We start from the raw sequence: 16,265 nt of genomic DNA, 5'->3' as shown, positions 1-16,265 counted from the left end.
ACAGCTAGGACTTAAGATAAACTCTCTCAGCTATATTCTAAATAGTTCGAGGTGTAGCAAGGCGGCAAAGGAATGAGGCGCTAGGAGCATACACAAGTATGTGACTAGTGCGAATGAGTGCTGCCAATACAACTACAACTTGAGATAAACTCTCTCAGCTATATTCTAAATAGTTCGAGGTGTAGCAAGGCAGCAAAGGAATGAGACGCTAGGAGCATACACAAGTATGTGACTAGTGCGAATGAGTGCTGCCAACACAGCTAGGACTTAAGATAAACTCTCTCAGCTATATTCTAAATAGTTCGAGGTGTAGCAAGGCGGCAAAGGAATGAGGCGCTAGGAGCATACACAAGTATGTGACTAGTGCGAATGAGTGCTGCCAACACAGCTACGACTTGAAATATGACGAATATAGTGACAAATATAAAAAGGCCCGCATCTGCGGGCCTCTCTCATAACATAACTTTCGGATGTAGCGAAAGCGTATTACTTGGCGTTCAGACGCTCTTTGATACGAGCTGCCTTACCAGAACGCTCACGCAGGTAGTACAGTTTAGATCTGCGAACAGCACCACGACGTTTAACAGCAATGCTATCTACGACTGGAGAGTGAGTTTGGAATACACGCTCAACACCTTCGCCGTTAGAAATTTTACGAACAGTGAATGCAGAGTGCAGACCGCGGTTACGAATAGCGATAACCACGCCCTCGAATGCCTGCAGACGTTTTTTAGAGCCTTCAACGACCCATACCTTAACTTCCACGGTGTCACCCTGACGGAACGAAGGTACGTCCTGCTTCATTTGCTCGTCTTCAAGTTGTTTAATAATATTGCTCATAATAACTCTCTTACCCTAGGTAAACTGATATGTTTAGACAATTAATTGTCTGGATTCATTTGTTGCTCGGACTGATATTCATTTTGGAATTCAGTCAGCAACATCCTCTGCTCGTCAGTCAGAGCTAGGCTTTCCAGAAGCTCAGGTCTTCTAAGCCAGGTACGACCAAGTGATTGTTTCATGCGCCAACTATCTATTTTGGCATGATTCCCTGAAAGCAGTACCTCAGGAACTTGCATGCCATCTAACACTTCAGGGCGGGTATAATGTGGACAATCTAACAAGCCATCAGCAAAAGAATCTTCTTGTGCAGAAGCTTGATGACCAAGTACCCCCGGAATAAACCGCGAGACTGAGTCTATCAACACCATAGCAGGGAGTTCCCCACCACTGAGAACGTAATCACCAATTGACCATTCTTCGTCAACTTCGGTTTGAATAATACGCTCATCAATACCTTCATAGCGACCACAAACAAGAATTAGCTTCTCATTGGTTGCTAGTTCGCAAACGCCGTCTTGACTTAATTTGCGCCCTTGAGGTGAAAGATAAATAACCTTTGCACCAACACCGGCCTCAGTTCTTGCTGTGTTGATTGCATCCTTTAAAGGTTGAACCATCATCAGCATACCTGGACCACCTCCATAGGGGCGATCATCGACTGTTTTATGCCTATCATGGGTAAAATCCCTAGGATTCCAGCACTCAACAGTCAGCAGGCCATTTTTCACTGCCCGACCAGTTACCCCGTACTCGGTTATTGCGCGGAACATTTCGGGAAACAGGCTAATTACACCAATCCACATAATTTCGTCCCACTTATCAAAACCGTTCAACCGGAGATTTAAAAACCAGGATCCCAATCCACTTCAATAAGTTTGGCATCGAGATCGACTTTCTTGATAACCTGCCCATCAAGAAACGGAACTAACCGCTCCTTGATGCCAAATGCATCTTTTAAATTCGCCTTAATAACTAGTACATCATTTGAACCAGTTTCCATCATGTCAGTAACAATACCAAGGCCATACCCTTGTAACGTAACAACTTGGCAACCCATAAGGTCTTTCCAGTAGTATTCGTTTTCTAACTCAGGAAGTTGGGTTGAATTCACCGCAATTTCAAAGTTAGTCAAGAGTGCTGCTGCGTCTCGGTCATCGACCCCACCCAGCTTAACAATGATATCCTTGTTATGATGTTTCCAATCTTCAATTTCAATGTGTTGCCATTGACCTGAACGTTGGATAAACCAAGGCTGATAATCAAAAATACTTTCAGCATGTTCGGTGGACGAAAAAACTTTGAGCCAACCGCGAATACCGTATGCTGCACCTAATTTGCCCAATACAATTGGGTTTTCAGGTGGCAGTAACTTAGTTTGCTTGCTCATTGTTACCACCGTGACAGATTAAGCTACTTTCTTAGCTTGTTTGACCAGTTGTGCAACACGGTCAGAAATAGTTGCGCCTAAGCCAACCCAATGCTCAACACGGTCCAGATCTAAACGCAGTTCTTCTGCTTGACCTGCTGCGATCGGGTTGAAGAAACCGATACGCTCAATGAAACGACCGTCACGCGCATTGCGGCTATCGGTTACAACGATTTGGTAGAACGGACGTTTTTTAGCGCCGCCACGAGATAAACGAATTGTTACCATAACATCCTCATTAGTTAACAAAACAACCAGACTCCATCGAGGGATAGAGTCCGGCTGTCATATAAAAAGCCCGAAAAGTTTACTCACTTTGACGCAAAAATCAATCAAAAGTACGTTTTGTTTGAGGCTTTATTGTTTAACGCCCCGGAAAACCCGGAGGCATCATACCCTTCATACCGCGCATCATCTTGGCTAAGCCGCCTTTTTTCATTTTCTTCATCATGCGCTGCATATCATCAAATTGTTTTAAGAGGCGGTTCACCTCTTGTACTGTTGTACCAGAACCTGCTGCGATACGACGTTTACGTGAACCTTTAATAATTTCCGGTTTCTCACGCTCTTTACGCGTCATAGAATTAATCATCGCTTCCATTCGAACAGTGATTTTATCATCCATTTGCGATTTGACGGCATCAGGTAATTGGGACATCCCCGGCATTTTACTCATCATACTCGCCATGCCGCCCATATTACGCATTTGCTTTAATTGGCTCAGGAAGTCATTTAAATCAAAGCTATCACCCGTTTTTAGCTTTTTCGCTAATTTTTCAGCTTCATCACGGTCAACTTTATGTTCGATCTCTTCAATCAGAGAAATCACATCCCCCATACCAAGGATACGGGAAGCGACACGCTCAGGGTGAAAAGGCTCTAAGGCATCAGTTTTTTCACCAACCCCTAAGAATTTAATTGGCTTGCCTGTGATAGCACGGATTGACAGTGCCGCACCGCCTCGAGCATCCCCATCAACTTTGGTTAATACAACCCCTGTCAGTGGTAATGCTTCATTAAACGCTTTTGCAGTATTTGCCGCATCTTGACCTGTCATTGCATCAACGACAAATAAGGTTTCAACGGGTTTGATAATGCGGTGAACTTCTTGGATTTCCTCCATCATCGCTTCATCAACGTGTAAACGACCGGCGGTATCCACTAACAACACATCATAGAATTGTAACTGTGCATGTTTTAATGCTTTTTGTACGATGGCTGCGGGTTTTTCCTGTGCATCGGAAGGGAAAAAATCAACCCCAACAGATTGAGCTAATGTTTCTAGCTGTTTGATCGCCGCAGGGCGATAAACGTCAGCTGAGACCACCAGTACCTTTTTCTTTTGTTTTTCTTTTAAATGCTTACCAAGCTTGGCAACACTGGTCGTTTTACCCGCACCTTGCAAGCCGGCCATTAAGACTACCGCAGGCGGTTGCGCAGATAAATTAAGCTGATGGTTTTCATCCCCCATCGACCTAGTCAGTTCATTTTGAACAATTTTAATAAATTCTTGGCCAGGTGTTAGGCTTTTATTAACATCTTGACCAACAGCACTTTCTTTGACTTTTTGAATAAATTCACGGACAACTGGCAAAGCAACGTCTGCTTCCAGTAAGGCCATGCGAACTTCGCGTAATGTGTCTTTAATATTGTCATCAGTAAGGCGTCCCCGCCCACTGATATTGCGCAACGTGCGCGATAGTCTGTCAGTTAAATTATCAAACATATGTCTTAGCTCAATTCTGTTGATGGGCCGATGCTCAGCCTGATCTGGTTGCTAATACAGCTAATTTCAAGTGTATTGGTTATAACGACTTGAATTATAAGTATCAATCCTTTCATAATCATGAAAGAAAAACCAACGCTAAAATAATTCGGGCAAAATAATTATGCTATTGTAACATGCCCATTGTTTTTTCGCTGCCCCCTGTTTGAAACTGATGATACAGGTTATTATGGTTCTAATTTATGGTGATAAATCAAATCAGTTGGCGCATGAAGTGCTATCAACAACGAATATGCTGTGATTAGCCCGTCCAATGGTTGGAGCCTACACCCGTACAAGTTATACTATGTAATAACTTTCCACTAACCAAGAACAACGACACTATACTATGCCCGTATTTGCAGTCATAGCAGTTTGTACATACATGGTCAGTCTGCTACTGATCGTCCCCGGTCAAGTGCGTAAGCAGCCATTCTATCGTCGCCTAGCGATTTTGCTTGCTGTTATTGCGTTAGTGACTCATGCAATAACACTGAAATTACTTATTTTCAGTGAGGCCGAGGGGCAAAATCTCACACTGTTGAATCTAGGTTCTGCGGTTAGCTTGCTTATGTGTGTGATTATGACCGTTGTGGCTTATTGGGGAAAAGCCTGGTACTTAACTCCGATTGTATATAGTTTTGCTATCATTAATTTAATGTTATCCACCATCATGCCCGGTGAGTTTATTACTCATCTAGAAGCGAGCGTCCCTCTATTCGTTCATATCGGCTTAGCTTTATTGAGCTATGCAACGTTGCTCATTGCAGCGTTATATGCTCTCCAAGTGGCGTTGATTGACCACCAATTAAAAAATAAAACCTTAAAATTTAGCCCAGATATGCCACCCATGATGGTTGTAGAACGCAAGATGTTTCATATCACTCAGGTTGGTGTGATTTTGCTTACATTAACCTTATGCACAGGCTTTATTTATATGGATAATATTTTTGGTAAAGAAAATATCCATAAATCAGTATTATCTGTTATTGCTTGGTTTGTTTATATTACTTTGCTTTGGGGGCATTTCCATGGTGGATGGCGGGGTAAACGCGTGTTGTTTTTCCACGTTGGGGGCTCCATTATCTTAACAATGGCTTTTTTTGGTAACCGCCTTATACAGGAATTTATAATATTTTGACAACTAAACCACCATTAGCCTCATATAAGGAACCTTGTTTTGGATGATGTGTCTACCAGTACGCTAATCATCATATTGATTGTTTTAATTTTTATGTCGGCCTATTTCTCTGCTTCCGAAACAGCGATGATGACATTAAACCGCTATCGTTTAAAACATTTAGCAAAACATGGCAATAGCTCTGCGATCCGCGTCGAAAAATTACTCAAGCACCCCGATAAACTCTTAAGTTTAGTGCTTATTGGCAATAATTTGATCAATATTGTCGCCTCTGCATTAGCGACGATTATCGGCATGCGTTTATACGGCAATGCCGGTGTAGCAATGGCGACGGGGATTCTAACATTTGTGATCCTTATATTTGCCGAGGTTATGCCTAAAACACTCGCTGCGCTGTATCCAGAAAAAATTGCGTTTCCTAGCAGCTACCTTTTAAAGCCACTACAAGTCATTATGATGCCGATTGTGTTGGCATTTAATACCATTTCAGCCTTGTTGTTACGTTGTATAGGTATACGGTCGCTAACTGCCCGTACGGATGCCGTCAACAAGGAAGAATTGCGGACCATTGTTAACGAATCAAAGCATAAAATTAGCCGTCGCAACCAAGACATGCTGATTTCAATATTGGATTTAGACAAAGTCACCGTTGGCGATATTATGTTGCCAAGAAATGAAATTGTGGGCATTGACGTAAATGATGACTGGAAATCAATTATTCGACAGCTAACGCATTCACCTCATGGACGTATAGTGCTTTATCGTGATTCCCTTGATGATTCCATTGGTATTTTGCGTGTTCGAGAAGCCTATCGTTTGATGATGGAGAAACGCGAGTTCAACAAGCAAAATCTGATTAAAGCAGCTGATAATATCTATTTCATCCCGAATAGTACGCCACTTAATATTCAACTTGTTAATTTTCAGCATAACAAAGAAAAGCTGGGCATCATTGTTGACGAATATGGTGAAATTCAAGGTCTTATTACTGTCGAAGATATCTTAGAAGAAATTGTAGGGGACTTTACAACATCTATGTCTCCATCACTAGCTGAAGAGGTTTTGCCACAAAGCGACGGTAGCGTACTTGTAGACGGTTCTGCCAATATCCGTGAGCTAAATAAGGCATTCGATTGGAATCTCCCTATTGATGGCCCTAGGACGGTTAATGGCATGGTATTAGAGGTGATAGGTGATATCCCTCAACCTGAAGAGCAAATCGTGGTAGGCCATTACCTTATCGAGGTATTAGTCATGAGCGAAAATATTGTTAAGCAAGTCAGGATAACCCCTCTGGCATTTAGCTCCCAAATCCCAGACCTTTAATTTAAACTGCCACTCTTAGCTCACAACCTAAAAAGAGCCAGATATTGGCTCTTTTGTTTTATATATAGATCAACTAAAAAATAGATAACTAGACGTGCAGTTGCTCTAGTTTGTCTGCTGGTAACGCTAATTCATCATTTTTATTGATACCAATCTCGGAAGCGAGAACATTACGTGCAATTTGTTGCGCTTCTTCTAATGAATGCATTTTATATGTACCACACTGATATACATTCAATTCAGGAATTTTGTTTTGATCTTCAACCTTCAAAACATCTTCCATTGCCGCTTTCCACGCATTAGCAACACGCTGCTCCTCTGGTTGGCCGATTAAGCTCATATAAAAACCTGTACGGCAGCCCATTGGAGAGATATCAATAATTTCTACACCATCACTGTTGAGATGATCACGCATAAAGCCTGCAAATAAGTGCTCTAAAGTATGCGTTCCTTTCTCTGTCATGGCTTCTTCATTTGGCACGGTAAAACGTAAATCAAACACTGTGATAGTATCATCATTCGGTGTTTTCATGGTTTTTGCCACACGTACAGCAGGCGCTGACATGCGAGTATGATCGACAGTAAAGCTATCTAATAATGGCATTTTGTGACCTCCTCAAAAATATAAAAATTATTTCTAAAAATAAATGAAACTATTTTGAAAATGCAGAGTCTGAAATATTGAAAGACGCGCAATTTGTTATCATCCCTAATTCTCTAAGAGATTTTTATTTGGCCACCTAGTGTGGCCATTTCTTTTAGCGTCCTGCATGGATGCGCAGATAGTCTTCAAAGCTTTCAGTTTCACTTTGCTCCATCTTTGCTTGCTTCTCAATTGAAGCTAACCGTGCTTGTTCAAATTGCTCTTCAGTAATCACTTCATAAGGTTCATTAACTAACTGTTCAAAATACTTCTCAGCTAATTCTAGCCCATAACCACCAATGCCTTTTTCCAACATCTCATCCATAACGAGCGCTGAGTATGTCAGTGTTGGATCTTCAAACATGGCAACAAACTGGTGGCAAGCTTCTTGATACCTTTCATCACAGCAAGTATCAAGCACTTCAGCAACCCGAATTAAATCATTAAATAATTGCTGACCAACCTCAACTAATGGTTTGACTTCACTACCACAACCAAAACCAATCACTTGTCCAGGTTTACGCCCTTCAAGGATCACCCTGTTCCAATTTTGGCGACAGCAATCAAGCTCTTGAGCATTCATTTCAGGTGCATCTGCAAGCACACACCATATTAAGAATAGATCAACAAACCGAGCTTGTGTTTCATTTACCCCAATTGCACTGAACGGGTTGATATCCAGTGAACGAACTTCAATATACTCAATACCACCACGCATTAGAGCATCTGAAGGTGATTCATTACCTTTAGGTACACGTTTCGGCCGTATAGGGGCATACAGCTCATTCTCTATCTGTAATACATTCGTATTTAACTGAACATATTCGCCATCTTTTTTTACTCCTAGCTTTTCAAACTCAGCCGAAGGTTTATGAATGGCTTTTTTCAAGTTTTCTATATATTCATCCAGTTTATTGAACGTAATATTTAGATCACTTTGCGACTTATTTGTATAGCCTAGGTCACTCATGCGCAGTGATGTCGCATAAGGTAAGTAATAAGTGCCACAATCTGTTTTATCAAATGATAACGCTGTGTCTCTATCCTTTAAGAAAGAGCCACAAATGGCTGGAGATGCGCCGAATAGATACGGAATAACCCAACCGAAGCGGTAATAATTTCTGATCAGACGTAAATAGCCCTCTGAAATTTTTTCCTTACCGCTTTCTTCATCTTTTACACCAGCCCAAGCCTGCCAAAATTCAATTGGCAAAGAAAAGTTATAATGCACCCCTGCTATCGTTTGCATTAGCGCACCATAACGATTTTTTAAGCCCTCTCGATACAGGGTTTTAAAACGCCCGACATTAGAAGAACCATATTGAGCAAGAGTGATTCTATCTTCACTTTCAATAAAGCACGGCATACTGAGCGGCCACATTCTTTCATTTTTAAGTTGGCGCGCAGTATAACGATGTAAGTCCCGAAGAAAGGCCAAATTATGGCTGATGCTTTTATCTACAGGAGTAATAAATTCGAGTAAGGACTCCGCAAAATCTGTCGTGATCCATTTATGTGTTAAAGCTTTTCCCAGCCCTTCTGGATGCAATGTTTCAGCTATCGCACCTGTTGGGGACACACGCAATGTTTCGCGCTCAATACCACGTTGAATTCCATTTAGTGCTTCTGGGTGCGCCTCTAACCATGAGAGCGCTTTTGATACGTCCGGGATCAAATCGACCTCCCGCCTGTGATGTTAATTTATTTTATTGAGGCAATTACTTTAGCTTAAATCACATAAATTGTCGCTGTCTAGATGTGTGGTTTATCGAGGATTACATACAAAGATATTAGGTGAATGGCATTTTTTCTAATTTTAGGCAAAAAAAAACTCCTCAAAGTGAGGAGTTTTTAATGATGGTGCATCCGGGAGGATTCGAACCTCCGACCGCTCGGTTCGTAGCCGAGTACTCTATCCAGCTGAGCTACGGATGCAAAATTCTTTCGATTATAAATCGATGTTCCAATAACTTTTTATGAATTAGATTAAAATGTATTATTGATATGCTAAATTTAGCAACTAAGAGATGGTGCATCCGGGAGGATTCGAACCTCCGACCGCTCGGTTCGTAGCCGAGTACTCTATCCAGCTGAGCTACGGATGCATGTTTAGTGCAAGACTGATTTTTATCTCAAAATTTTTATCAACTACTAAAAACTAACTTCTAAGTTACTGCATGTTTTGGTTTTCAATATTCTAGAACCAAAACAAAACCCCATCAGATACTCTTATAGGGTTAAAGATGGTGCATCCGGGAGGATTCGAACCTCCGACCGCTCGGTTCGTAGCCGAGTACTCTATCCAGCTGAGCTACGGATGCATATCTAAAATGGCGGTGAGGGAGGGATTCGAACCCTCGATGCAGCTTTTGACCGCATACTCCCTTAGCAGGGGAGCGCCTTCAGCCTCTCGGCCACCTCACCATATTTTAGTTACACACGATTTGTTTTTTCAAACATCTCGTTGCTGTGTGGCGCACATATTACTTTCCTAGACTTAGAAGTCAAACAATTTTTCCAAACTTTTTGCATTCCGTAGTCTGTTTGCACATTTCACAAGCAAGATGATTAGTTTAGCACCGAAAAAGATCTTTTTCAGCCCTTATCTCACTAAGTTTATAAACAAAAAGCAGGAAAAAAAATGATGATAGCACTCAACAAAAAGTATATTTTTTAGCCAAGTGAAAAATAGACATGCAATAAAAAAATGAATCGAGCACGATGAAAATTAATGCTCAGCAAAATACAGTCGCTAAACACCAAAAAAACTGCATATTAGATTAACAAAAGGGAATAATAGAATAGGAAAGACAAGCGTCCATTCTTGCTGTGTGGTCAATCATTGGACGCTTCTTTTTTATTATTGATTATCTGGTTGAGTTTTTTCAGCCTGGATCCGTTGATAAATTTCTTCACGGTGAACAGAAACTTCTTTTGGGGCGTTAACACCAATACGAACTTGGTTGCCTTTGACACCCAATACAGTAACTGTTACCTCATCGCCTATCATGAGTGTTTCACCAACTCGACGAGTCAGAATAAGCATTCTTTGCTCCTTGAAATATTAAAAGAGTCGGGTCTTTAGGTATCCCCCGCTATTGTCCATCACACACCGTGAAAACGTAAAGCAATGATATTCACCTAAAGCATTGATGCCATCAATGCAAGCATTCTAATTATTTACAAGCAAAATATAACACTACAAGCGATACATTAACAATGCCGCAACAGCTTAAAGTTGCCTCATATTTTAATGAGGCAACTTTGTCGACGCTTATAGCCGTGATTCAACCCATTCTTCGACACTTGCCATCGCAGCAGGTAATGCATTCACGTCAGTACCCCCTGCCTGTGCCATGTCTGGTCGCCCACCACCTTTACCGCCAACCTGCCCTGCAATAAAGGAAATCAAGTCACCTGCTTTAACTTTAGCAGTTAAATCATTAGTCACCCCAACGATCATACTGACTTTATCACCACTTGTTGTTGAAAGCACGATAATCGCAGATTTCAGCTGGTTCTTGAGATCATCTACCATAGTTCTCAGTAGCTTAGGATCAGTATTGCTCAATTGAGTCACTAACAACTTGATGCCTTTCACATCTTTCGCTTTACTACCTATTGAAGCACTTTCTTGCGATGCTTGCTGATCTTTTAGTTGCAAAATTTCTTTCTCGAGCTGACGAGATTTGTCTAATGCAGCTTTAACTTTTTCCACAAGACTATTGGAGTCACCTTTTAATAGGTGAGCAATTGCTGAAAGTTGCTCGGATTGATTGTGAATATTTTCAATCGCCATCGCCCCCGTTGTTGCTTCGATACGACGAACGCCAGCAGCAGTGCCTGATTCGCTAAGAATACGGAATAAACCAATATCCCCAGTTCGACTAGCATGTGTACCACCGCATAATTCAATAGAAAAATCACCCATACTCAAAACGCGTACACGTTCTTCATATTTTTCACCGAATAATGCCATAGCGCCTTTCGCTTTAGCTCCCTCTAAATCCATCAACTCAGTTTCAATTTCTGAGTTTTTTCGGATTTGAGCATTCACAATATCTTCTACCTGACGTAGCTCTTCCTGTGTCATCGCTTCAAAATGGGAGAAATCAAAACGGAGATATTTATCGTTAACCAATGAGCCTTTTTGTGACACATGCTCACCCAATACCTGACGTAATGCAGCATGAAGTAAATGTGTCGCTGAGTGATTTAAGCGGATAGCATCACGCCTCGCGCTATTAATCAAAGCAGTAATACGATGGTTAACAACTAATGTACCTGACTCTACTTTACCTATGTGACCAATCGCTTGGCCGTATTTTTGAGTGTCTGTTACATTAAAGCTTGCACTGTCACTATTTAAATAACCAGTGTCACCCACTTGCCCACCGGACTCTGCATAGAATGCAGTTTTATCTAGGATAACCAACCCTTCTTCACCCTCTTTAAGGGTATCAACAGGTTGACCATCTTTATACAAAGCCGTGATTGTTGCTTGTTGCTCATCGTATTGATAACCAGAGAATTCGCTACGCTTATCAACTTTGATTAATGAGTTATAATCTGCGCCAAAACCGCTCGATTCTCTAGCACGACGACGTTGGTCTTCCATCGCATGCTCAAAACCTTGCTCATCGACTTTAATATTGCGTTCACGGCAAACGTCCGCCGTTAAATCGATAGGGAAGCCATAGGTATCATATAAACGGAATGCAGCCTCACCATCAAGCGTATCGCCTTTTAGGGAAGCAAGTTCTTCGTCTAATAATTGCAAGCCGCGTTCTAAAGTACGAGCAAATTGTTCTTCTTCAGTTTTAAGAACTTTTTCTACCATTGCTTGCTGACGTGCAAGCTCATCCGCAGCAGAGCCCATCACGTTAATTAGTGGAGCAACTAATTTGTAGAAGAAGGTATCCTTTGCACCAAGCATGTAACCGTGACGCACTGCTCGGCGAATAATACGCCGTAAAACATAGCCACGCCCTTCATTTGATGGAATGACACCATCACTAACAAGGAATGCACAAGAACGAATGTGGTCAGCAATAACACGCAATGATTTATTTTCCAAATCAGTTGCCCCTGTTGCTTTCGCAGCAGCAGCAATGAGTTCGCGGAAAATATCAATCTCATAGTTAGAATTTACGTGTTGAAGTACCGCAGAAATGCGTTCTAAACCCATCCCTGTGTCGACTGAAGGTTTTGGCAGTGGCTCCATAGTACCGTCTGATTGACGGTTAAATTGCATGAAGACAAGGTTCCAGATTTCAATATAACGGTCACCATCTTCTTCAGGGCTCCCCGGAGGACCACCCCAAATATGCTCACCATGGTCATAGAAAATCTCTGTACATGGACCACAAGGGCCTGTATCACCCATTTGCCAGAAGTTATCTGACGCATATGGTGCACCTTTATTGTCACCAATACGAATAATACGCTCAGCTGGAACACCAATTTCTTTGTTCCAGATATCATACGCTTCATCATCTGTCGCGTAGACAGTTACCCACAGCCTTTCTTTTGGTAAATTAAACCACTCTTCGCTAGTTAATAGTTCCCAAGCAAAGCGGATAGCATCATGCTTAAAGTAATCACCGAAGCTGAAGTTACCTAGCATTTCAAAAAATGTATGGTGGCGAGCGGTATAACCCACATTTTCTAAGTCGTTATGTTTACCACCTGCTCGAACGCAACGTTGCGCAGTTGTCGCTCGGGAATATGCTCTCTTATCCAGGCCAAGAAATACATCTTTGAACTGGTTCATCCCTGCGTTTGTGAACAGTAGTGTAGGGTCATTATTTGGCACTAGCGAACTGCTGGTGACCACTTGATGACCTTTCGTATGAAAAAAGTCGAGAAACGCTTGACGGATCTCAGCGGTGCTTTTACTCATATTTATCCCGATATCAAGCTGGAAACAGAATTACGAATTGTTGAGATGGTATGTAACATCACCTCTAATCAACTCTCCGATTAAAAAGTGACTGATAAGATAAAGTCTCTTTATGCAGAAGTAAAATATAGATACATCCATTAGCAGCTTTCATTGTAAAGCGTCTAGATATTTTCTGAAAGCATGTTTATACCCCGCGCTGGGGTATTTTTCCACAGAAAAACTGTTCGATAAACTATTAATGTAATAGGCCAAAATAAAAATGGCGCCCCCTTATGAAAGGTGCGCCACTAATTTAGATGATAATCAAATAGTTACACTTGAATTAAATTTCTTCTGGTGTTTCTTCTTCATCAGAACCACTGACGAAATCTTCCGCAGCGCTACTAAATTCACCAGTATGATTTAATAACATTTCGCGTAGTTTCGTATCAATTTCCTGTGCTATTTCAGGATGCTCTTTTAAATAAGTTGTTGAGTTAGCTTTACCTTGACCGATTTTGTCCCCGTTATAGCTATACCAAGCACCCGCTTTTTCAATTAATTTATGTTTTACACCTAAGTCAATAAGCTCACCGAAGGTGTTAATCCCTTCACCATAAAGAATTTGGAATTCAGCTTGTTTAAATGGTGCTGCGACTTTATTTTTCACAACTTTAACACGGGTTTCGCTACCTACAATTTCTTCACCGTTTTTCACCGCACCGATACGGCGAATATCTAAACGGACAGATGCGTAGAATTTCAATGCGTTACCACCTGTAGTGGTTTCCGGATTACCAAACATAACACCAATCTTCATACGAATTTGGTTGATAAAGATCAGTAAGGTATTTGACGTTTTTAAATTCCCCGCCAATTTACGCATTGCTTGGCTCATCATACGGGCTGCTAGACCCATATGAGAATCACCAATCTCGCCTTCAATTTCAGCTTTAGGTGTTAACGCAGCAACAGAGTCAACGATAATGACATCAACCGCCCCTGAGCGTGTTAATGCATCACAAATTTCAAGAGCTTGTTCACCTGTATCGGGTTGTGAACATAATAAGTTATCAATATCTACGCCTAATTTTTTCGCATAGATAGGGTCTAAGGCGTGCTCTGCATCGATAAATGCGCAAGTTTTACCACTGCGTTGTGCCGCAGCAATAACCTGTAAAGTTAATGTTGTTTTACCCGAAGCTTCAGGACCGTAGATTTCAACAATACGACCTAATGGCAAGCCACCAGCGCCTAATGCAACATCAAGGGATAAGGAGCCTGTTGAAATCGTTTCAACATCCATAGAGCGGTCTTCACCAAGACGCATAATGGAGCCTTTACCAAATTGTTTTTCAATTTGGCCTAATGCTGCTGCAAGTGCTTTTTGTTTGTTTTCATCAATAGCCATGATTACTCCCTAAGTGCAATGGCTTGACCACTGCGAATAAAACGATTGAATTGGGTTTGTTAAAATTAATTATACTGTATAATCATACAGTATCAAGAAAATTTTTCATTTAACAACTTTAAAAGTGTTTCTAGGACATAACCCGTTGATTGTAAACGAACTTGGTTTCTATCCCCTTGGAATACACAGTGCTGTGTTGTTACGGTTATGGTTTTATCAGCCTGTTTTTTAGCAAAACCAAACCAGACTGTCCCAACAGGCTTTTCTATACTACCGCCGTCGGGGCCGGCAATTCCACTGATTGAAACAGCAAAATCGGCCCTCGCTTCCCGCAATGCCCCTAAAGCCATTTCTGCGACAACTTGTTGGCTTACTGCGCCATATTGTTGTAAAGACTCCTCTTTAACACCAATCATTTGGTGTTTGGCTTCATTGCTATAAGTGACGAAGCCACGCTGGAAGTAAGCTGAGCTCCCTGCGATATCGGTCAATACCTTAGCAACCCAGCCACCAGTACAAGATTCAGCAGCGGTGACTGTTTTACCTTGTTCTGTTAATTTCTGACCAATTTGAATACTCAATATTTCGAGTTGCTTCTCATCTATCATGATGCTACCTACCTTTACTTCATTTTTTTACGAGCGCGATCCCAAACCCACAAACCCGCAATAGCTATCGCAAATACAGCACCAAAACCAATCCCTGCATTCACTACTGACAAACCAGCTTTAATTGCCAAAGAGTACAAGCCTAACATAATTAGCATTGCACTGTTTTCGCCTAAGTTTTGCACAGCAATGGCATTCCCTGCTCCAACAGTCTCTTTCCCCTTTTCTTGAAGTAATGCATTAAGTGGAACCACAAATAAGCCACCAAATACCCCAAGTATTATCAGAATAAAATATGCTGGAATAATATTAGTTTGCAATGAGAGTAAAACCACCATGATACCGATGATAACCCCAGCAGGAATACAACGATAAACCGTTTTTAAGGTAATAAATTTAGCAGCAAGCCCCGCTCCAACGACAATCCCTATAGCAACCATCGCATTGAGGATTGTTGGGGTTGTGTTGTCTTGTAAGCCTAAAGCGACAGGTACCCATGCCACTAATAAAAAACGTAAGGTGACACCCGCCCCCCAAAATAAACTGGTCCCCACAAGTGAGAAGCGACTTTCTTGGTTAGACCATAGAATACGGCAAGCACCGAAAAAATCAGTCACTAATAGTTTAATATTCCAGCCTTTGCCTGGCCGTGCAGCCACTAGCGGTGGGATAAAGAAATTGGCAATAACAGCTAATGCATACAATACAGCACAAGTTCCGAGCGCTAATATAAGGTTAATATCGGAAAGCACCCCACCGACCACTGAGCCCACTAGAATAGCCGCGATTGTCGATGCTTCCATAACTCCATTTGCTTTAACAAGGTTATCTCCCCCTGTTAATTCCCCTAAAATACCGTATTTAGCAGGGGAATAAGATGCAGCGCCTACCCCCACTAGACCATAGCAAAGGAAAGGGTTTAACCCCAAACAAATACCAAGAGCCCCAATAAATTTAAAAATGTTAGAAAACAACATTACGCGCCCTTTTGAGAACCTATCGGCGATTTGCCCTACAAAAGGTGCCAGTACAATATAAGTAAATACAAACACCATTTGCAGAATAGGATGGCTCCACTCAGGGTAAAACTCTGCTTTAAGCTGTGCAAGTATTGCAAATAATAATGCATTATCAGCAAATGCAGAGAGGAATTGAGACGCCAATACGGCTTTCATTCCTCGGCTCATTAATGGCGCATTTTGCATGCTTTCTTGCATA

General features: G+C 41.5%; 14 protein-coding genes and 4 tRNA genes. 2 read left to right on the top strand and 16 right to left on the bottom strand.

Annotated elements, in window-relative coordinates; translation table 11 throughout:
- Nucleotides 1–486: 486 nt before the first annotated feature.
- The 5 genes from rplS to ffh all read right to left on the bottom strand — a co-directional run bounded on the left by rplS (nucleotide 487) and on the right by ffh (nucleotide 3,995).
- Entirely contained in the window at nucleotides 487–840 is a 354-nt protein-coding gene (rplS, locus tag ACHB7C_RS13305; protein WP_042848679.1) for a 50S ribosomal protein L19, read from the bottom strand.
- 41 nt (nucleotides 841–881) lie between these two features.
- A complete protein-coding gene (gene trmD, locus ACHB7C_RS13300; protein WP_042848680.1) occupies nucleotides 882–1,646 on the bottom strand; it encodes a tRNA (guanosine(37)-N1)-methyltransferase TrmD in 765 nt (254 codons plus the stop codon).
- A gap of 38 nt (nucleotides 1,647–1,684) precedes the next feature.
- Complete coding sequence (gene rimM / locus ACHB7C_RS13295) at nucleotides 1,685–2,230, bottom strand: ribosome maturation factor RimM (protein ID WP_042848681.1); 546 nt, start codon at nucleotides 2,228–2,230, stop codon at nucleotides 1,685–1,687.
- Nucleotides 2,231–2,248: 18 nt separating this feature from the next.
- Entirely contained in the window at nucleotides 2,249–2,497 is a 249-nt protein-coding gene (gene rpsP, locus ACHB7C_RS13290; RefSeq protein WP_042848682.1) for a 30S ribosomal protein S16, read from the bottom strand.
- Between the two features lie 136 nt (nucleotides 2,498–2,633).
- A complete protein-coding gene (ffh, locus tag ACHB7C_RS13285; RefSeq protein ID WP_042848683.1) occupies nucleotides 2,634–3,995 on the bottom strand; it encodes a signal recognition particle protein in 1,362 nt (453 codons plus the stop codon).
- A gap of 388 nt (nucleotides 3,996–4,383) precedes the next feature.
- Here ffh and ACHB7C_RS13280 point away from each other — a divergent pair, with 388 nt between their 5' ends.
- Together ACHB7C_RS13280 and ACHB7C_RS13275 are read left to right on the top strand one after the other, a co-directional pair.
- Nucleotides 4,384–5,175, top strand: coding sequence for an inner membrane protein YpjD (locus tag ACHB7C_RS13280; protein ID WP_042848684.1), 792 nt, complete (start codon nucleotides 4,384–4,386; stop codon nucleotides 5,173–5,175).
- A gap of 39 nt (nucleotides 5,176–5,214) precedes the next feature.
- Nucleotides 5,215–6,501 carry a CNNM domain-containing protein gene (locus ACHB7C_RS13275; RefSeq protein ID WP_042848685.1) on the top strand — a complete coding sequence of 429 codons (1,287 nt, stop codon included), beginning with the start codon at nucleotides 5,215–5,217 and terminating at the stop codon, nucleotides 6,499–6,501.
- Between the two features lie 88 nt (nucleotides 6,502–6,589).
- Here ACHB7C_RS13275 and luxS read toward each other — a convergent pair whose 3' ends face one another.
- The 11 genes from luxS to lplT form a co-directional block, all read right to left on the bottom strand.
- Entirely contained in the window at nucleotides 6,590–7,105 is a 516-nt protein-coding gene (gene luxS / locus ACHB7C_RS13270) for an S-ribosylhomocysteine lyase (RefSeq protein WP_042848686.1), read from the bottom strand.
- Between the two features lie 154 nt (nucleotides 7,106–7,259).
- Nucleotides 7,260–8,819, bottom strand: coding sequence for a glutamate--cysteine ligase (gene gshA / locus ACHB7C_RS13265; protein WP_042848687.1), 1,560 nt, complete (start codon nucleotides 8,817–8,819; stop codon nucleotides 7,260–7,262).
- A gap of 183 nt (nucleotides 8,820–9,002) precedes the next feature.
- Nucleotides 9,003–9,079: transfer RNA gene (locus tag ACHB7C_RS13260), tRNA-Arg, on the bottom strand.
- Nucleotides 9,080–9,172: 93 nt separating this feature from the next.
- A tRNA-Arg gene (locus ACHB7C_RS13255) sits at nucleotides 9,173–9,249 on the bottom strand.
- Between the two features lie 139 nt (nucleotides 9,250–9,388).
- Nucleotides 9,389–9,465: transfer RNA gene (locus tag ACHB7C_RS13250), tRNA-Arg, on the bottom strand.
- A 10-nt stretch (nucleotides 9,466–9,475) separates the two neighbouring features.
- Nucleotides 9,476–9,568, bottom strand: a tRNA-Ser gene (locus ACHB7C_RS13245).
- A 436-nt stretch (nucleotides 9,569–10,004) separates the two neighbouring features.
- Entirely contained in the window at nucleotides 10,005–10,190 is a 186-nt protein-coding gene (gene csrA / locus ACHB7C_RS13240; RefSeq protein ID WP_004264815.1) for a carbon storage regulator CsrA, read from the bottom strand.
- Between the two features lie 228 nt (nucleotides 10,191–10,418).
- Entirely contained in the window at nucleotides 10,419–13,046 is a 2,628-nt protein-coding gene (alaS, locus tag ACHB7C_RS13235) for an alanine--tRNA ligase (RefSeq protein WP_042848688.1), read from the bottom strand.
- A 325-nt stretch (nucleotides 13,047–13,371) separates the two neighbouring features.
- Nucleotides 13,372–14,439, bottom strand: a complete 1,068-nt coding sequence (gene recA / locus ACHB7C_RS13230; RefSeq protein WP_048608224.1) for a recombinase RecA — start codon at nucleotides 14,437–14,439, stop codon at nucleotides 13,372–13,374.
- 92 nt (nucleotides 14,440–14,531) lie between these two features.
- Complete coding sequence (pncC, locus tag ACHB7C_RS13225; RefSeq protein WP_048608226.1) at nucleotides 14,532–15,047, bottom strand: nicotinamide-nucleotide amidase; 516 nt, start codon at nucleotides 15,045–15,047, stop codon at nucleotides 14,532–14,534.
- Nucleotides 15,048–15,061: 14 nt separating this feature from the next.
- Nucleotides 15,062–16,264 carry a lysophospholipid transporter LplT gene (gene lplT / locus ACHB7C_RS13220; protein WP_042848691.1) on the bottom strand — a complete coding sequence of 401 codons (1,203 nt, stop codon included), beginning with the start codon at nucleotides 16,262–16,264 and terminating at the stop codon, nucleotides 15,062–15,064.
- Between the last annotated feature and the right edge of the window lies 1 nt (nucleotide 16,265).

This window comes from Providencia sp. 2024EL-00732, from assembly GCF_044006275.1.
Lineage (GTDB): Bacteria > Pseudomonadota > Gammaproteobacteria > Enterobacterales > Enterobacteriaceae > Providencia > Providencia huashanensis.
The sequence above is the reverse complement of the archived record's forward strand: the minus strand, read 5'-3'. Positions and strand labels throughout refer to the sequence as shown.